This window comes from Pseudomonas knackmussii B13, from assembly GCF_000689415.1.
Lineage (GTDB): Bacteria > Pseudomonadota > Gammaproteobacteria > Pseudomonadales > Pseudomonadaceae > Pseudomonas > Pseudomonas knackmussii.
The window spans coordinates 5,026,343-5,041,815 of record NZ_HG322950.1 but is presented as its reverse complement, the minus strand read 5'-3'; the positions used below and the strand labels follow the sequence as shown (position 1 = coordinate 5,041,815).

General features: G+C 64.4%; 14 protein-coding genes and 2 pseudogenes. 4 read left to right on the top strand and 12 right to left on the bottom strand.

Features of this window, described 5'->3' with window-relative positions; translation table 11 throughout:
- Positions 1-2: 2 nt before the first annotated feature.
- The 6 genes and pseudogenes from PKB_RS23600 to PKB_RS23575 form a co-directional block, all read right to left on the bottom strand.
- On the bottom strand, positions 3-467 hold the full coding sequence (locus tag PKB_RS23600; RefSeq protein ID WP_043255035.1) for a PilX N-terminal domain-containing pilus assembly protein: 465 nt from the start codon (positions 465-467) through the stop codon (positions 3-5).
- Positions 464-1,156 carry a PilW family protein gene (locus PKB_RS23595; RefSeq protein ID WP_043255034.1) on the bottom strand — a complete coding sequence of 231 codons (693 nt, stop codon included), beginning with the start codon at positions 1,154-1,156 and terminating at the stop codon, positions 464-466. The genes PKB_RS23600 and PKB_RS23595 overlap by 4 nt, the downstream gene beginning before the upstream one ends.
- On the bottom strand, positions 1,153-1,641 hold the full coding sequence (gene pilV / locus PKB_RS23590; RefSeq protein WP_052355365.1) for a type IV pilus modification protein PilV: 489 nt from the start codon (positions 1,639-1,641) through the stop codon (positions 1,153-1,155). The genes PKB_RS23595 and pilV overlap by 4 nt, the downstream gene beginning before the upstream one ends.
- Positions 1,632-1,898: pseudogene (locus PKB_RS29355) on the bottom strand (GspH/FimT family protein); the annotation flags it as partial. The gene pilV and the pseudogene PKB_RS29355, both read right to left, overlap by 10 nt.
- A gap of 51 nt (positions 1,899-1,949) precedes the next feature.
- Positions 1,950-2,159, bottom strand: a complete 210-nt coding sequence (locus PKB_RS30395) for a pilus assembly FimT family protein (RefSeq protein ID WP_043257687.1) — start codon at positions 2,157-2,159, stop codon at positions 1,950-1,952.
- Between the two features lie 151 nt (positions 2,160-2,310).
- The gene (locus PKB_RS23575; RefSeq protein ID WP_043255032.1) at positions 2,311-2,823 is read right to left on the bottom strand and encodes a GspH/FimT family protein; all 513 of its coding nucleotides are present in this window, start codon (positions 2,821-2,823) and stop codon (positions 2,311-2,313) included.
- Positions 2,824-3,001: 178 nt separating this feature from the next.
- On the opposite strand from PKB_RS23575, the gene thiO reads away from it, so the two are divergent.
- Complete coding sequence (gene thiO / locus PKB_RS23570) at positions 3,002-4,111, top strand: glycine oxidase ThiO (protein WP_043255031.1); 1,110 nt, start codon at positions 3,002-3,004, stop codon at positions 4,109-4,111.
- Positions 4,112-4,221: 110 nt separating this feature from the next.
- On the opposite strand, the gene PKB_RS23565 is transcribed toward thiO, so the two are convergent.
- The 4 genes from PKB_RS23565 to PKB_RS23550 all read right to left on the bottom strand — a co-directional run bounded on the left by PKB_RS23565 (position 4,222) and on the right by PKB_RS23550 (position 8,547).
- Entirely contained in the window at positions 4,222-5,559 is a 1,338-nt protein-coding gene (locus tag PKB_RS23565) for a sigma-54-dependent transcriptional regulator (protein WP_043255030.1), read from the bottom strand.
- A gap of 16 nt (positions 5,560-5,575) precedes the next feature.
- Positions 5,576-7,165: a sensor histidine kinase gene (locus PKB_RS23560; RefSeq protein WP_043255029.1), complete on the bottom strand. Its 1,590-nt coding sequence runs from the start codon at positions 7,163-7,165 to the stop codon at positions 5,576-5,578.
- Positions 7,158-7,388, bottom strand: a complete 231-nt coding sequence (locus tag PKB_RS23555; RefSeq protein WP_043255028.1) for a PP0621 family protein — start codon at positions 7,386-7,388, stop codon at positions 7,158-7,160. Before PKB_RS23555 ends, PKB_RS23560 begins: the two co-directional genes overlap by 8 nt.
- A gap of 142 nt (positions 7,389-7,530) precedes the next feature.
- Positions 7,531-8,547, bottom strand: coding sequence for an outer membrane protein assembly factor BamD (locus PKB_RS23550; protein WP_043255027.1), 1,017 nt, complete (start codon positions 8,545-8,547; stop codon positions 7,531-7,533).
- A 147-nt stretch (positions 8,548-8,694) separates the two neighbouring features.
- Here PKB_RS23550 and rluD point away from each other — a divergent pair, with 147 nt between their 5' ends.
- The 3 genes from rluD to clpB all read left to right on the top strand — a co-directional run bounded on the left by rluD (position 8,695) and on the right by clpB (position 13,124).
- Positions 8,695-9,654, top strand: coding sequence for a 23S rRNA pseudouridine(1911/1915/1917) synthase RluD (gene rluD / locus PKB_RS23545; RefSeq protein ID WP_043255025.1), 960 nt, complete (start codon positions 8,695-8,697; stop codon positions 9,652-9,654).
- Positions 9,651-10,379 (top strand): peptidoglycan editing factor PgeF, encoded by a 729-nt coding sequence (pgeF, locus tag PKB_RS23540; protein ID WP_043255023.1) that lies wholly within the window; start codon positions 9,651-9,653, stop codon positions 10,377-10,379. Before rluD ends, pgeF begins: the two co-directional genes overlap by 4 nt.
- A 180-nt stretch (positions 10,380-10,559) precedes the next feature.
- Positions 10,560-13,124 carry an ATP-dependent chaperone ClpB gene (clpB, locus tag PKB_RS23535; RefSeq protein ID WP_043255022.1) on the top strand — a complete coding sequence of 855 codons (2,565 nt, stop codon included), beginning with the start codon at positions 10,560-10,562 and terminating at the stop codon, positions 13,122-13,124.
- 106 nt (positions 13,125-13,230) lie between these two features.
- On the opposite strand, the pseudogene PKB_RS23530 reads toward clpB, so the two are convergent.
- Both PKB_RS23530 and crp read right to left on the bottom strand, forming a co-directional pair.
- Positions 13,231-14,502: pseudogene (locus tag PKB_RS23530) on the bottom strand (transposase).
- Between the two features lie 105 nt (positions 14,503-14,607).
- A complete protein-coding gene (crp, locus tag PKB_RS23525; protein WP_043255019.1) occupies positions 14,608-15,255 on the bottom strand; it encodes a cAMP-activated global transcriptional regulator CRP in 648 nt (215 codons plus the stop codon).
- Between the last annotated feature and the right edge of the window lie 218 nt (positions 15,256-15,473).

Genomic DNA, 15,473 nt, shown 5'->3' with positions numbered 1-15,473 from the left:
GTTTAATAGGTGGCCTGGATGTAACTGCGACGATGCAGGGCGCGGGCCTGGCCGGTCGAAGTAGTCGGGTCGCAGCCGGACAGGCTCTTGCAGGCTTTGGCCTGGCTGCTGACCTGGTAGCAGTTGTAGACGAGGCCTCCGACGCTGAGACTCTGCGGCGGGATGACTCGCGAGCATTCCAGGCTGGACGAGGTCACGCTCGCGCGCGCGTTGCCGGAGTCACCGGAGGAAAAATCCACGGTAGCGGGCTCGGTAGGTTTGTTGCCGTGGTCCTTGTACCACTGGACCCAATATTTGAGCCCGCTCTCCGAAGCCTGGAAGGCCAGGTTCTGCTGCTGGGCGTTGCCGGAAATGCGTTGCTGCAGGGTAGAGGTGCTGGCCATGGAGATCGCCAGCACCGTGAGAATCAGCAATAGCAGCAGGCTGACGATCAGGGCCATCCCGCGTTGTGGCTTCAGGGAGGTCATGGCCGGTTCCTCAGTTCGATGGTGTTGACGAAGCTTCGAGAGACGTTCTGCGTGCTTTCCGTCGCGGTGAGGCTGACCTGCAGGCGATCGGCGCTCTGGAGCTGCGCACTGGTGATGGTGCCGGCGGACTTCCATACGGTGTTGGCACCGGACTCGTAACCGAGGTTGAACCCTGTGATCTGCGCGCCATCGACAATGGTCTGGGTGCCGCCGCTGGTGGTGGAGTTCATGCAGATGGAGGTGCCGTTCGCGCAGTTGCTGTAGGTGACCGAGTAGAGATAGAGCGTCGGGGTTGTGCCGTTGACGCAGCCCTTGTTGGTACCGGGCATGGCGATGCCGGTATTGGTCGTAACGGCATAGTTGAAGGTGATGCTGGTGTTGTTGCCAGCAATCGTGGTGACGGCATCGCGCGGAAACTTGGTGCCGTTGCTCACAGTGACCACGTTGCTCGGCATGACACAACCCTGGTAACCGGCACGACGGGCATCGCTGGCGATCATGTCGAGCACCACGCGGCCGCTGTCCTGCACCTGGATCAGCGCGGTGCTGACCTTATTGGAGTGCGAGCTGTTGCTGAACATCTGCAGAACGCCAAGCAGCAGCAGCGAGCTGAGCAGCAGGGCGACCATCAGTTCGATCATCGACAGACCGCGCTGGCTCGCCCGGCCGCTGTGATGGCGGACAGTCATAGATTGACCCTCAGGGTGAAGCTACTGGTCTGGGTGCTCGTCGAGCGTTGCTGCGAGTCCGATTCGGTCCAGCTGATGACGATCTGGTACTCGTTGGCGTTGTTTTTTGTGATGGTGGCGGAAGCGCCGGGAAGGGCACCCTGCAGGTTCGCCCACCATTCGTACATATCCTGCGCCGCCTGTTGGGATGGCGTGCAGCCGGCGGTCTTGGTCTTGCAGTCCGGGTTGTTAAGGGTGCTATCGGTGTCGAGTGTCGCGGCGTAAGGCGATTGGCCAAGCGTCGCCTGATCGCTATTGCTGCGCATGCGCTCGACGAGGTCGAAGGCCAGTTGGCTGGCTTGGCCGCGTTGGTAGGCACTCTGGTTGCTTTGCAGGCTGGTCATGGTCAGCGAGGCCATGCCCAACAGGCCGATCGCCAGGACCAGCAATGCAATCAGCACTTCGATCAGGGTGAAGCCGCCTTGACGGCCGCGAATCAGGGACATGTGCTGTTCGCTCCACTGGTGGCGACGCCGGCGATGTTGACCGTCACGGCGCGCGAGCTATCAGTGCCACGGGAGTCGCAGACGCGCAGGGTCACGGAATTGTTCAGGGTGCCGTTGGGGTTGATGGTGATGGTGCCGCTGCTGCTAAGGGTCAAGCCGCTGTCGTTGGGCGGCAGGACCTTGATCAAGGATGCCTTGGCGACCGTGGTGGTGGTGTTATCTGGGCTACGGAAGATGATGGCGCCGTCTTCCCAGTTGCTGCTGTTGCAGCTGTAGTTGCTTTGATCGGTAGCTGCGTCGCTGCTGCCTCAGACCCGCACGAACGAGTGCTGGGTAATGGCTTCACTGCGCGCGGCCTGCACCAGGCCGATGACCATGTTGGTCTGGCTGGTGATCTGGTTGTCCATCATCAGGGTACGGAAGCTGGGAATGGCGATGCTCGCCAGGATGGCGGCGACGGCCACCACCACCATCAGCTCGATCAGCGTGAACCCCGCCATCTCCTTGCTGCGCGACATAGGCGCATTCCTCGATCTTTTGACTAGAGGTAATGCTGCCTATTCCGGCAGGAAAAATCCTATTTGTCTGGATGATCGTTGCCGATCGCACGATATCCGGTCGTCGGGTGCGAGCTTCTGTGATGCCGGTCGCGCTGAGGCTGTGCGCTGGTTAGCGTGGGCAGAGCGTGGCGGGCTCGGCGCTTTCCTGGCGGATTCGGCCGCTGCGGTTGATGAGCAGCTTGTAGGCTTTGGAACCCTTGCCGCATACCGCCAGGTGGCCGGCGTGGAAGGCGCCGCTGGGTTGAATGCTGACGCCGTCGGCGCGGAAGTGGATGTAGCTTTTGCTGGTTCGGTCTGCCTGGATTGAGACGCCCTCGATGGCTGCCTGATTGGCCAGCGGGTGCTCGTCGTCCTGGCGCATGCCGTCGTTGTTGCGGTCATGGAAGACTCGCCAGCCCGCGCTCCAGTCGCCATCGATCGCGGCGATGCTGACTACCTGGCCGGTCATTACTGCTGTCTCTCGCGCCAGGTTGAGTGCGCTTCGCAGGCTGTGTGCCGCGGTCTCTGTGCGTTGTCGGGCGAGTAGATCGCTGAAGGATGGAGCGGCCATCGACATCAGGATCGCGAGCAGAGCAAGGCAGATCAGCAGTTCCACCAGACTGATTCCGCGGCATTTGAGCATGGTCAGGTCCCCAGTACTTTCCGTTGGCGGGAGTATCGGCGGGGCTGCAGCGGGGCGGCGGCTCTTGGCTCGGGAGAGCGTTCCCGATAGGGCGTAGGGACTTTCCGGCGGGGCGGCTTGCTATAGTGCGCGCCGGGTCGTGGGGCCCGCCGTTTTCTTTGCTTCGAGGTGTCGCGCGATGTCGGATTTGCTGGTTGTCGGGGGCGGAGTCGTCGGTCTGTTGAGTGCCTGGTCGCTGGCGCGGGAAGGCTGCCGGGTGACTCTGGTCGAGCGCGGTGCCACGGGCCGGGAATCATCCTGGGCCGGCGGCGGCATCGTCTCGCCGCTTTACCCCTGGCGCTACAGCAGTGCGGTGGCGAACCTCGCGCATTGGTCGCAGGACTTCTATCCCGCGCTCGGGCAGCAGTTGCTCGAGGCAACCGGCATCGATCCGGAGGTGCATGTCACCGGCCTCTACTGGCTGGATCTCGAAGATCAGTCCGAAGCGCTGGCCTGGGCGCGCGCCAATGGTCGTCCGCTGGATGAAGTGGACATCTCTGCCGTGCACGACGCCGTGCCGGCGCTGGGGCCCGGTTTCCAGCGTGCGATCCACATGCCCGGCGTGGCCAATGTGCGCAATCCGCGCTTGGCGCGTTCGCTCCGAGAGGCGCTGCTGCGCATGCCGGCGGTCGAGCTTCGCGAGGATTGCGAGGTGCTGGGGTTCATCCAGGAGCAGGGGGCGGTTCGCGGCGTGCGCACCGCTCAGGGCGAACTGCGGTCGGAGACTACGGTGCTGGCCGCCGGCGCCTGGAGTGGAGAGCTGCTGGCCAGCCTGGGGCTGACCCTCCCGGTGGTGCCGGTGAAGGGGCAGATGATCCTCTACAAGTGTGCGGAACACTTCCTCTCCAGCATGGTGCTGGCCAAGGGGCGCTACGCGATTCCCCGGCGTGACGGCCACATCCTGATCGGCAGCACGCTGGAGCATGCCGGGTTCGACAAGACGCCGACCGAAGATGCCCTCGCGAGCCTGCGCGCGTCGGCGGAGGAGCTGTTGCCGGCATTGGCTGGACAAGCGCCCGTGCTGCATTGGGCCGGGCTGCGGCCGGGTTCTCCGCAGGGGATTCCCTTCATCGGGCCTGTGCCGGAATACCCCGGCCTGTGGCTGAACACCGGGCACTACCGCAATGGATTGGTGCTGGCGCCGGCTTCGTGCCGGCTGCTGGTGGATCTGCTGCAGCGGCGCGAGCCGATCATCGAGGCGCAGCCCTATGCGCCGGAAGGGCGGCTGGTGGATACGCCGTTAGTTTGAGGCTGGGGCAATTCTTGTCGTAGGAGCCAGCTTGCTGGCGAACCGGCTCGATGGCGCAGCAGCCGGAAGAAGCGTTCGCGAGCAAGCGCGCTCCTGCAGAAGGGCGGCGATCAATCGATACCGAGCTTCTTCAGCCGGTAGCGCATGGAGCGGAAGGTCAGGCCCAGACGCTGGGCGGCCGCAGTGCGGTTCCAGCGGGTTTCCTCGAGTGCCTGCATGATCAGCTTGCGTTCGATCTCTTCCAGGTAGTCTTCGAGGTTGTCGATCTGCGCCAGGCTGGCTTCGCCGCTTTCGCCGCCACTCGCGGTTTCCGCGAAGCGCAGGTCGTGCGGCTGGATGAGGTCGTCCTCGCACAGCGTGTAGGCGCGCTCGAGCATGTTCTCCAGTTCGCGTACGTTGCCGGGGAAACGGTAGCTCTTCAGCTTTTCCAGCGCATCGGCGCTGACCTTCGCCGGCGCCAGGCCGCTATCGCTGGCCAGGCGCTGCAGCACGCGATCGGTGAGCAGCGGAATATCCTCGCGGCGCTCGCGCAGCGGCGGCACGCGCAGCTCGATGACGTTCAGGCGGTAGTAGAGGTCCTGGCGGAAGCGCCCGGCGGCGACTTCTGCAGCGAGGTCCTTGTGTGTCGCGCTGAGCACGCGCACGTCGACCGACACTTCCTGCTGGCCACCGACCGCGCGTACGGCCTTCTCCTGGATGGCGCGCAGCAGCTTGACTTGCATCGGCAGCGGCAGGTCGGCGACTTCGTCGAGGAACAGGGTGCCGCCGTTGGCCGCCTGGAACAGGCCCTGCTTGTCTTCCACGGCGCCGGTGAAGCTGCCTTTCTTGTGGCCGAAGAACTCGCTTTCCATCAGCTCTGACGGGATGGCGCCGCAGTTGACCGGGACGAAGGCCACTTCGCTGCGTGGGCCTTGTTCGTGGATCAGCCGTGCCACCAACTCCTTGCCGCTACCCGATTCGCCGCTGATGTACACCGGCGCCTGGCTGCGCGCGAGCTTGGCGATCTGGTTGCGCATCTGCTTCATCGGCGGCGACTCGCCGAGCAGGCGGTTGTCCACCGGTGCTTCTTCGGCGCTCGGCGAACGCAGGCGCAACGCGGTGGCGACCAGTTCGCGCAGGCGGCCGAGGTCGACCGGCTTGGTGACGAAGTCGAAGGCGCCGGCCTTGAGCGCGTTGACCGCGGTATCCAGGCTGCCAAAGGCGGTAATCATGGCCACCGGTACCTGTGGGTGGCGCTGCTGGATGTGCTGCACCAGGTCCATGCCGGTGCCGTCGGGCAGGCGCATGTCGGTCAGGCACAGGTCGAAGGGTTCGCGGGCCAGGTACTCGCGCGCCTCCTTGATGTTGCGGGCGCTGCGGGTATCGAGCTTCATGCGGCCGAGGGTGATCTCCAGCAGCTCGCGGATATCCGGTTCATCGTCGACGATCAGGGCTTTTTGCCGGCTCATGGTCTTTATCGTTCTTTCAGCTTTGCTTGAGCGGGTGGGCGAAGGTGATGCGGAAGCAGCCACCGCCCTCGTCGCGGTTCTTGAAGTCGATGCGGGCCTGGTTGCTTTCGCACAGCTCCCGGGAAATGTACAGGCCGAGGCCCGTGCCCTTGCTTTCGGTGGTGAAGAACGGCTCGAACAGCTTGCCCAGCTGCTCCTCCGCTATGCCGGGACCGTCGTCGAGCACCTCGAGGACGGGCAGGTCGCTCTCGCTGTCGCGGAACAGATTCAGCCACACCTGGCCCTTGCCGTGCTGCTTGGCGCTGTAGCGCAGGCCATTCTGCACCAGATTGCCGAGTACCTGCGTGAGCTGGTTCGGGTCCATGCGCGTCTGGATGCTGCCGTCGCCCATTTGCACGTGGATTTGCTGGTCCGGTCGCAGGCTTTCGCACAACTCGGCACTGAAGCGCTGCAGCCAGTATTTGAGGTCGAGCAGTTGTGGCTCCGCCTGGCGTCGCCGCGACAATTGCAGGACGTTCTCGATCACCAGGTTCATGCGCCGTGACTGGTCCTGGATGATCTGCGTCAGCCGGCGGTCGGGGGCGTCCAGCGCTTCGGACTCGAGCAGCAGTTGTGCGGCATGGCTGATTGCGCCCAGCGGATTGCGGATTTCGTGGGCGATCCCGGCGGTTAGCCGGCCGAGCGCCGCAAGCTTGAGTTGTTGTGCCTGCTGGGCGATCTGCGAGATGTCTTCGAGGAAGACCAGGGTGTGCTGCTCTTCGCCATGGCGCAGCGGAATGAAGCTCGGCTGCAGCGTGGGGCCGCTGTCCGGGGCCTGGATGCTGGGTGGGCGCAGCGAGGGGTTCTGCGACCATTGCTGCAGGCTGTCGAGCAGGTCCTGGCTGTAGGTCGCGAGGCGTCGCGCGGCGAGTTCCGACTCCGCCAGCAGGCTGTGCGCACTCTGGTTGGCCAGCAGGATGCGCTGCTGGCTGTCGAGTACCAGGATGCCGGTACGCATGCGCTGGAGGATCTGCGCGTTGAGCTCCTGCAGGTTGGCCACGGTGGTGGCGCGCTCCTCGGCGAGCGAATCGCTGAGCTGCTGGCGGCGCGTCAGGCCTTGCAGCAACAAGGCGGCGGCGAAGCACAGGGCGCCCAGGCCGCCGACCTGCAGGTAATGGTTGACCGCCGACGGTTGGCTGAGGCTCAGGTAGAAGGTCAGGTAGATCATGCCGATCGCGGCGACCGCGGCGATCAGCAGGCCGATGCGCCCGCGCAGCAGGATATTGGCGATAGCTACGGCCACCACCAGCAGGTTGCCGACCCCGCTAGGCACCCCGCCGGCGGCGAAGAACAGGCCGCAGAGCAGGATGATGTCGAGCAGGGCGATGCAGAAGATCGGCAGCAGCTGGCGCGGCGACGGCATCAGCACGGCGATCAGGATATTGATGATCAGGTAGCCCCAGCAGCCGATGTGGAATAGCTCGATGTCGCGGGGCGCCAGGATGTGGTTGTCGAGGTTGCTGGAAATCAGCAGCACCAACGCCAGGCCGATGCTCAGGCGGTACAGGTGGTACAGGCGAAGGATGCGCTGCCCCTGCTGGCCGCTGAGCGGGATGGCCTTAGCCATGTCGGGTCTGATCCTGTTGCAGGTGGGCCTGGCTGCAGTACCAGCGCTGTTCGTTCTGCAGCGCCTGGGCACGCGGCACGTGCACGCCGCACTGGGCGCAGCGCACCATGGGCTCGGCTTGCTCGTCCCGGGGCTTCGCCGCAGGCCGCTGCGGGCGTGTCGCCTTGCGCCAGAACCACCAGGCCAGGGCGAACAGGATGAGCCAGAACAGCAGTCGGGTCATGGTGGTCCCTTTCTTTTCGGAAGAGCCGCAGTGTAACCAAGCCAGCACGCCGGGCAAGCACCCGCGTGCCAGGTTTCCCATATCGTGCTCCCGGCAACGAAAAAGGGAGGCTTGCGCCTCCCTTTCGGTGTCCTCGGATGGGTCAGTCGACCAGGCCGAAGGTCACATAGTGCATCCAGGAGTGCTTCTTCCGGCCGCTGGTGTCTGGCGCCTCGGTGGACTTGCCCTGGTTCTCCGGCTGCAGTTCCGGCGGAATCTGCTGCAGGGCGTCCTGGTACTGCTTGGCAACGTCCTTGCTCGCCTGGGTTTCCACGGCAGAGGAGGGCGCGGTATGCGAGTCGATCAGGCCCAGGGTGGCCCTGGCCAGCCAGCTGCGGTCGTCGTCGCCGCGCTCGCGGGGCACGAACTGGCCGTCCTTCAGGCTGGGGTTGTCCGGGTAGTTGAGCTTCAGGGTCTGCAGGCTGCTGTCGGCCAGGTCGTTCAGGCCCAGGCGCTGGTAGGCCTCGGTCATGATTGCCAGGCCATCGCCGACGGCTGGGGTTTCCTGGAAGTTCTCGACGATGTAGCGGCCACGGTTGGCGGCGGCTACGTAGGCCTTGCGCTTCAGGTAGTAGTGGCCGACGTGCACTTCGTAGGCGGCCAGCAGGTTGCGCAGGTAGACCATGCGCGCCTTGGCGTCCGGGGCATAGCGGCTGTTGGGGTAGCGGCTGGTGAGCTGGGCGAACTCGTTGAAGGAGTCACGCGCCGCGCCCGGGTCGCGCTTGGTCATGTCCAGCGGCAGGAAGCGCGCCAGCAGGCCACGGTCCTGGTCGAAGGACGCCAGACCCTTCAGGTAGTAGGCGTAATCGACGTTGGGGTGCTGCGGGTGCAGGCGGATGAAGCGCTCTGCGGCCGAACGTGCGGCTTCCGGCTCGTTGTTCTTGTAGTTGGCGTAGATCAGCTCCAACTGAGCCTGTTCGGCGTAGCGGCCGAACGGATAGCGGGACTCAAGCGCCTTCAACTTGTTGGTGGCGTTGGTGTAGCTATTGTTGTTCAGGTCTTCCTGCGCCTGCTGGTACAGCTGGGTTTCGCTCAGGTTCTCGTCGACCTTGTCGCCTTTCGACGAGCACGCGCCGACGAAGGCGAGGGTGGCGATCAGCAGCAGGTGTTTCACTTGCATGGCGGCTTGCGTCCCTGGACGGTCGGCTGTCGCGGCCGCATCCGTCTGTTATGATTGGCGCCCCAGGGGTACCCCCTGGGACAAAGGCCCCGTATTTAACCACAGCGTGCCGCCTATCAAAAGGTGGCGCGCCCAGCGCGTCCCAACATGTCTGATCTCATCCAACTGGCGGCCGAAGTGCCGTTCGATCTGGGCGGCCAACGGCTCGACCAGATCGCCGCACAACTTTTCCCCGAACACTCCCGCTCGCGCCTTTCCGGCTGGATCAAGGACGGCCGGCTGACGGTCGACGGCGCCGTGCTGCGACCCAAGGACATCGTCCACGCCGGCTCGCGCCTGGCGCTGGAAGTCGAGCTGGAGGCCCAGGGTGAGTGGAAGGCCCAGGACATCGAGCTCGACATCATCTACGAGGACGAGCACATCCTGGTGATCGACAAGCCCGCCGGCCTGGTCGTGCACCCGGCTGCCGGGCACCAGGACGGCACCCTGCTAAACGCGCTGCTGCACCACGTGCCGGGGCTGGCCAACGTGCCGCGCGCCGGCATCGTCCACCGCCTGGACAAGGACACCACCGGCCTGATGGTGGTCGCCAAGACCCTGGAAGCCCACACCAACCTGGTTTCCCAGCTGCAGGCGCGCAGCGTCAGCCGCGTGTACGAGGCCATCGTGGTCGGCGTGATCGTCGCTGGCGGCAAGATCGACGCGCCCATCAGCCGCCACGGGGTGATGCGCCAGAAGATGGCAGTCGTCCCGACCGGCAAGCAGGCGATCAGTCATTACCGCGTGCTGGAGCGCTTCCGTTCGCACACGCATACCCGCGTCAAGCTGGAGACCGGTCGCACCCACCAGATCCGCGTGCACATGTCGCACATCGGCTTCCCGCTGGTGGGCGACCCCGTCTATGGCGGGCGCTTCCGCATTCCGCCGGGCGCGAGCCCGACCTTGGTCGAGTCGCTGCGTGATTTCCCACGTCAGGCCCTGCACGCGCGCTTCCTGGAGCTCGATCACCCGGCCAGCGGCGTACGCATGAAGTGGGAGTCGCCGCTGCCGGACGACTTCACCTGGCTGCTCAGCCTATTGCGCCAGGACGCCGAATCCTTCGTATGAACGCTGCCTGGATCACCCCGGACTGGCCCGCGCCGGCCAACGTGCGCGCCACCGTCAGCACCCGCGCCGGTGGAGTGAGCCAGGCGCCGTTCGACAGCCTCAACCTTGGCGACCATGTCGGCGATGATCCGGCCGCTGTGGCGGAGAACCGTCGGCGTCTGGTCGCCGCGCACGGTTGCCAGCCCGCCTGGCTGAGCCAGGTGCATGGCATCGAAGTGGTCGAGGCCGATCCTTCTCAAGTGATGACGGCGGACGCCAACTGGAGCTCGACTCCAGGCATCGCTTGCACAGTGCTGACTGCCGACTGCCTCCCCGCGCTGTTCTGCAATCGCGCCGGAACCCGCGTGGCCGCAGCCCATGCCGGCTGGCGCGGGCTGGTCGGTGGCGTGCTGGAGGCAACGCTCGACAAGCTGGCAGTTGCGCCCGAGGAAGTGCTCGTATGGCTCGGCCCGGCCATTGGCCCTCAAGCCTTCGAGGTCGGGGCGGAAGTGCGCGATGCCTTCCTTGCCGAACACGCTGAAACCGACGTCGCCTTCGTGCCCAGTCGCAATGACGGGCGCTTCATGGCCGACATCTACCAGCTGGCGCGTATTCGCCTGGCCGCGCGCGGCGTAACGGCTGTGTATGGCGGCGGCTTCTGCACCTTCAGCGACACCGAGCGCTTCTATTCCTACAGGCGCAATTCGCGCACCGGTCGCCTGGCCAGTCTGGTCTGGCTGGATTGATCCCAAGGCCACGTTTGCTCCTACAAGTAGGAACTACCTGTAGGACGAACTGACCGGCGTCATGGCCGAATGCCTTGAAGCGGCCAAAATTGTCCTTATCTATCTGGCATCCCGGCGGGTTTCTCTTCACCAGGGGCAGCGATCGCTCCGACCCGCTATTCAGAAGGAAGGACATATCCCATGCGAATCGACCGCTTGACCAGCAAGCTGCAACTGGCGCTCTCCGATGCCCAGTCCCTGGCCGTTGGCCACGATCACCCGGCCATCGAGCCGGTGCACCTGCTTTCCGCCCTGCTCGAGCAGCAGGGCGGCTCCATCAAGCCCCTGCTGATGCAGGTCGGCTTCGATATCCCGGCCCTGCGCAGCGCGATGAATAAAGAGCTGGATACGCTGCCGAAGATCCAGAACCCCACTGGCGACGTGAACCTCTCGCAGGACCTGGCGCGCCTGCTCAACCAGGCCGACCGCCTGGCGCAGCAGAAGGGTGACCAGTTCATCTCCAGCGAGCTCGTGCTGCTCGCCGCCCTGGACGACAACTCCAAGCTCGGCAAGCTGCTGCTCGGCCAGGGGGTGTCGAAGAAGGCTCTGGAAAACGCCGTGAACAACCTGCGCGGCGGCGAGGCGGTCAACGACCCCAATGCCGAGGAATCGCGCCAGGCGTTGGACAAGTACACCGTCGACATGACCAAGCGCGCCGAAGAGGGCAAGCTCGACCCGGTTATCGGCCGTGACGACGAGATCCGCCGGACCATCCAGGTCCTGCAACGGCGCACCAAGAACAACCCTGTGTTGATCGGTGAGCCCGGCGTCGGCAAGACCGCCATTGTCGAAGGCCTGGCCCAGCGCATCATCAACGGCGAAGTGCCCGACGGCCTGAAGGACAAGCGCCTGCTGGCGCTGGACATGGGCGCGCTGATCGCCGGCGCCAAGTTCCGCGGCGAGTTCGAGGAGCGCCTGAAGGCGGTGCTGAACGAGCTGTCCAAGCAGGAAGGTCGGATCATCCTGTTCATCGACGAACTGCACACCATGGTTGGCGCCGGCAAGGCCGAAGGCGCCATGGACGCCGGCAACATGCTCAAGCCGGCCCTGGCTCGGGGCGAGCTGCATTGCGTCGGCGCCACGACCCTGGACGAGTACCGCCAGTACATCGAGAAGGATGCGGCGCTGGAGCGGCGCTTCCAGAAAGTGCTGGTCGACGAGCCGAGCGAGGAAGACACCATCGCCATCCTCCGTGGCCTGAAAGAGCGCTATGAAGTGCACCACGGTGTGACCATCACCGACGGCGCCATCATCGCCGCGGCCAAGCTGTCGCACCGCTACATCACCGATCGCCAGCTGCCGGACAAGGCCATCGACCTGATCGACGAGGCGGCCAGCCGCATCCGCATGGAGATCGACTCCAAGCCGGAAGAGCTCGATCGCCTGGATCGCCGCCTGATCCAGCTGAAGATCGAGCGCGAAGCACTGAAGAAAGAGGACGACGAGGCCACCAAGAAGCGCCTCGCCAAGCTCGAAGAAGAGATCACCAAGCTCGAGCGCGAATACGCCGACCTGGAAGAAATCTGGAAGTCGGAGAAGGCCGAGGTGCAAGGCTCGGCGCAGATCCAGCAGAAGATCGAGCAGGCTCGAACCGAACTCGAGGCGGCCCGTCGCAAGGGCGACCTCAACCGCATGGCCGAGCTGCAGTACGGGGTGATCCCGGACCTGGAGCGAAGCCTGCAGATGGTCGACCAGCACGGCAAGCCGGAGAACCAGCTGCTGCGCAACAAGGTGACCGACGAGGAGATCGCCGAGGTCGTGTCCAAGTGGACCGGCATCCCGGTGTCGAAGATGCTCGAAGGCGAGCGCGAGAAGCTGCTGCGCATGGAAGACGAGCTGCACAAGCGCGTCATCGGCCAGCACGAGGCTGTAGTCGCCGTGGCGAACGCCGTGCGCCGTTCCCGCGCTGGCCTGGCCGACCCGAACCGGCCGAGCGGTTCCTTCCTCTTCCTCGGCCCGACCGGGGTGGGCAAGACCGAGCTGTGCAAGGCGCTGGCCGAGTTCCTCTTCGACACCGAAGAGGCGCTGGTGCGCATCGATATGTCGGAGTTCATGGAGAAGCACTCGGTGGCTCGCCTGATCGGTGCCCCGCCGGGATACGTCGGCTATGAAGAGGGCGGCTACCTGACCGAGGCTGTGCGTCGCAAGCCGTACTCGGTGGTGCTGCTGGACGAGGTTGAGAAAGCCCATCCGGACGTTTTCAACATTCTCCTGCAGGTGCTGGAAGATGGCCGTCTGACCGACAGCCACGGCCGTACCGTGGACTTCCGCAACACCGTGGTGGTGATGACCTCCAACCTCGGTTCGGCGCAGATCCAGGAGCTGGTCGGCGACCGCGAAGCGCAGCACGCGGCGGTGATGGATGCGGTGAACTCGCACTTCCGCCCGGAGTTCATCAACCGGATCGACGAGGTGGTGGTGTTCGAGCCGCTGGCCCGCGAGCAGATCGCCGGTATCGCCGAGATCCAGATGGGCCGCCTGCGCAAGCGCCTGGCCGAGCGCGAGCTGAGCCTGGAGCTGAGCAGCGAGGCGATGGACAAGCTGATCGCCGTCGGCTTCGACCCGGTGTATGGCGCCCGTCCGCTCAAGCGCGCAATCCAGCGCTGGATCGAGAACCCGCTGGCGCAACTGATCCTCGCTGGCAAGTTCCTCCCGGGCGCGAAGATCCACGCGAAGGTGGAGAACGACGAAATCGTCTTCGCCTGATCCCCGCCCACGAAAAAGCCCCGCTGATCAGACTGTGTGAAAACACGCTGTGAGCAAGGCTAATCAAACGCCCCGACTGGTTCGGGGCGTTTGCTTTTCTGAGGGTTCATCCCATCAGCTCAATCAGGCGACGCGCGCCGAGCACCTGAATCGCTCGTTTGAGGTTGTAGGCCTGCACGGCCAGGGCCATCTCTGTCCTGGCGCCTGCTAACTGCCGCAGCAGGAAGCGGCAGTTGCCGAATACCCACTGTTTCAAGTTGCCGAAAGGGTGCTCGACGATGGATCGGCGCCTGGCCATCATCTCCGGTCGGGCCTTCAGGCGTTGCTGCATGCGCTCGAAAGCTGACTCATGGGCATGACGGCTGAGATGGCGACGCTGGCTATTCGTGCAACGCGCCTTCAAAGGGCAAGCGCGGCAGTCGCCGGCGATCGCATAAAGCCTCTCTGTGCCTCGTACCTGTTTGAGCAGGAGCCACTGGCCTGCCGGGCACTGATAGCGGTCATGATCCACGTCGTAGGTAAAGGCGCTGCGATCGAACAGTGCCGTGCCGTTGCCATGATTGTTAACGCCACGGTTCGGCGGTACATACGCCGTGATGCCTGCATCCTCGCACGCCTGGAATTGCTCGCCATTGGAGTAGCCGGCGTCCGCCGTGACCGTCAGTTGCGCCTGTTCCAGCACGGCTTGAGCGGCTTCCGCCATCGGCTGCAACTGGCGAGTGTCATTGCCATCCTGGGTCACCTCGTGGTGCAGCACCAAGCAATGCTTGTCATCGACGGCACTTTGCACGTTGTAGGCGACCCGTGCGCCCTGGTGGGTACGCATCAACTGGGCATCGGGCTCGCCGATCACGAGTTGTTCAAGCCCTTGGGCCTGCATCAGTACCTGACAAGTCAGGTTGTCCGCGTGTTGAGCCTGCAACTGCTCCAGTGCAGTCTTCACGGCACTCCGGTCGACCCCATCGCCCGCTTCGGCGCGGTCGGTTTCATCCAGGTCGCTCAGATAGCGGGCTATCTCGGCCTCCAGCTTGGCTTGCTGACGCTTGAGCCGCGCCAGGCTCAGGTGCTTGCGCCGCGAAGCCCAGTCGCTGCAGATCCAGCCGCGCCACGTAGGCCTCGATCACGCGGACCAGATGTTCTTCGGGAGGCTTCATCCAGGTCGCTCAGATAGCGGACTATCTCGGCCTCCAGCTTGGCTTGCTGACGCTTGAGCCGCGCCAGGCTCAGGTGCTTGCGCCGCGAAGCCCAGTCGCTGCAGATCCAGCCGCGCCACGTAGGCCTCGATCACGCGGACCAGATGTTCTTCGGGAACCCACTCATCCAGCGACACTGGAAACAAGCTGCCCTGATCACGCCCTTCACCGCGGATATAGCCCATGAACGACAATGCCCGTATCGATCGATACGGGCATTGTCTTTGGCTTGTGCTCAGACGGCTAGGTTTTCACACGGCCTGATATGCCGGCCTTTTCGTGGGTGGGTTTCAGCGGGTGCCGAAGACCACCATGGTCTTGCCCTTCACGTGCACCAGCCCTTGTTCCTCCAGGCTCTTGAGCACGCGGCCGACCATTTCCCGCGAGCAGCCGACGATGCGGCCGATCTCCTGGCGGGTGATCTTGATCTGCATGCCGTCGGGGTGGGTCATGGCGTCCGGCTGCTGGCACAGGTCCAGCAGGGTGCGGGCGACCCGTCCGGTGACGTCGAGGAAAGCCAGGTCGCCGACCTTGCGGGTGGTCTTGCGCAGGCGCTCGGCCATCTGGCTGCCGAGAGTGATGAGAATCTCCGGGTCCTGCAGGCAGATCTCGCGGAACTTGGCGTAGCTGATCTCCGCGACTTCGCACTCACCCTTCGCGCGCACCCAGGCGCTGCGCTCCTGGGCGATGCTGCCTTCCTTCTCGAACAGGCCCATCTCGCCGAAGAAGTCGCCGCTGTTCAGGTAGCCGATGATCATCTCGCGGCCGTCGTCGTCCTCGATGAGCACGGTGACCGAGCCCTTGATGATGAAGAACAGGCTTTCACAGCGGTCGCCCGCGTAGATGATGGTGCTCTTGGGTGTGTAGCGGCGGCGGTGACAGTGCGCTAGCAGCTTGTCGAGGTTCTTTGGTTTGGGTGAAAGGGTAATAGCTACCATGCCCGGGTCCCGAATTATAAGAATGGTCCTGTGCGCGACAGGTGATTTTTCGATTTCTTATGAAGCATCCCTGGCAACCCAGCGTACTGGCTCGACGACTCCCCTGTTCGTCGTATCCGATGCGTTGCCGTTTTCTACCGCAGAGCTCCTACGCCAAAGGGCTAGAGCTTAATCAGGTGTTTGAATGCCGACAATCCGAAGCTGGCCAGGATGTCAGA

Bases quoted from the DNA above. Each gene is read 5' to 3' on its own strand.
- PKB_RS23600 (WP_043255035.1), bottom strand. From the start codon at position 467: ATGACCTCCCTGAAGCCACAACGCGGGATGGCCCTGATCGTCAGCCTG.
- PKB_RS23595 (WP_043255034.1), bottom strand. From the start codon at position 1,156: ATGACTGTCCGCCATCACAGCGGCCGGGCGAGCCAGCGCGGTCTGTCG.
- pilV (WP_052355365.1), bottom strand. From the start codon at position 1,641: ATGTCCCTGATTCGCGGCCGTCAAGGCGGCTTCACCCTGATCGAAGTG.
- PKB_RS30395 (WP_043257687.1), bottom strand. From the start codon at position 2,159: ATGTCGCGCAGCAAGGAGATGGCGGGGTTCACGCTGATCGAGCTGATG.
- PKB_RS23575 (WP_043255032.1), bottom strand. From the start codon at position 2,823: ATGCTCAAATGCCGCGGAATCAGTCTGGTGGAACTGCTGATCTGCCTT.
- thiO (WP_043255031.1), top strand. From the start codon at position 3,002: ATGTCGGATTTGCTGGTTGTCGGGGGCGGAGTCGTCGGTCTGTTGAGT.
- PKB_RS23565 (WP_043255030.1), bottom strand. From the start codon at position 5,559: ATGAGCCGGCAAAAAGCCCTGATCGTCGACGATGAACCGGATATCCGC.
- PKB_RS23560 (WP_043255029.1), bottom strand. From the start codon at position 7,165: ATGGCTAAGGCCATCCCGCTCAGCGGCCAGCAGGGGCAGCGCATCCTT.
- PKB_RS23555 (WP_043255028.1), bottom strand. From the start codon at position 7,388: ATGACCCGACTGCTGTTCTGGCTCATCCTGTTCGCCCTGGCCTGGTGG.
- PKB_RS23550 (WP_043255027.1), bottom strand. From the start codon at position 8,547: ATGCAAGTGAAACACCTGCTGCTGATCGCCACCCTCGCCTTCGTCGGC.
- rluD (WP_043255025.1), top strand. From the start codon at position 8,695: ATGTCTGATCTCATCCAACTGGCGGCCGAAGTGCCGTTCGATCTGGGC.
- pgeF (WP_043255023.1), top strand. From the start codon at position 9,651: ATGAACGCTGCCTGGATCACCCCGGACTGGCCCGCGCCGGCCAACGTG.
- clpB (WP_043255022.1), top strand. From the start codon at position 10,560: ATGCGAATCGACCGCTTGACCAGCAAGCTGCAACTGGCGCTCTCCGAT.
- crp (WP_043255019.1), bottom strand. From the start codon at position 15,255: ATGGTAGCTATTACCCTTTCACCCAAACCAAAGAACCTCGACAAGCTG.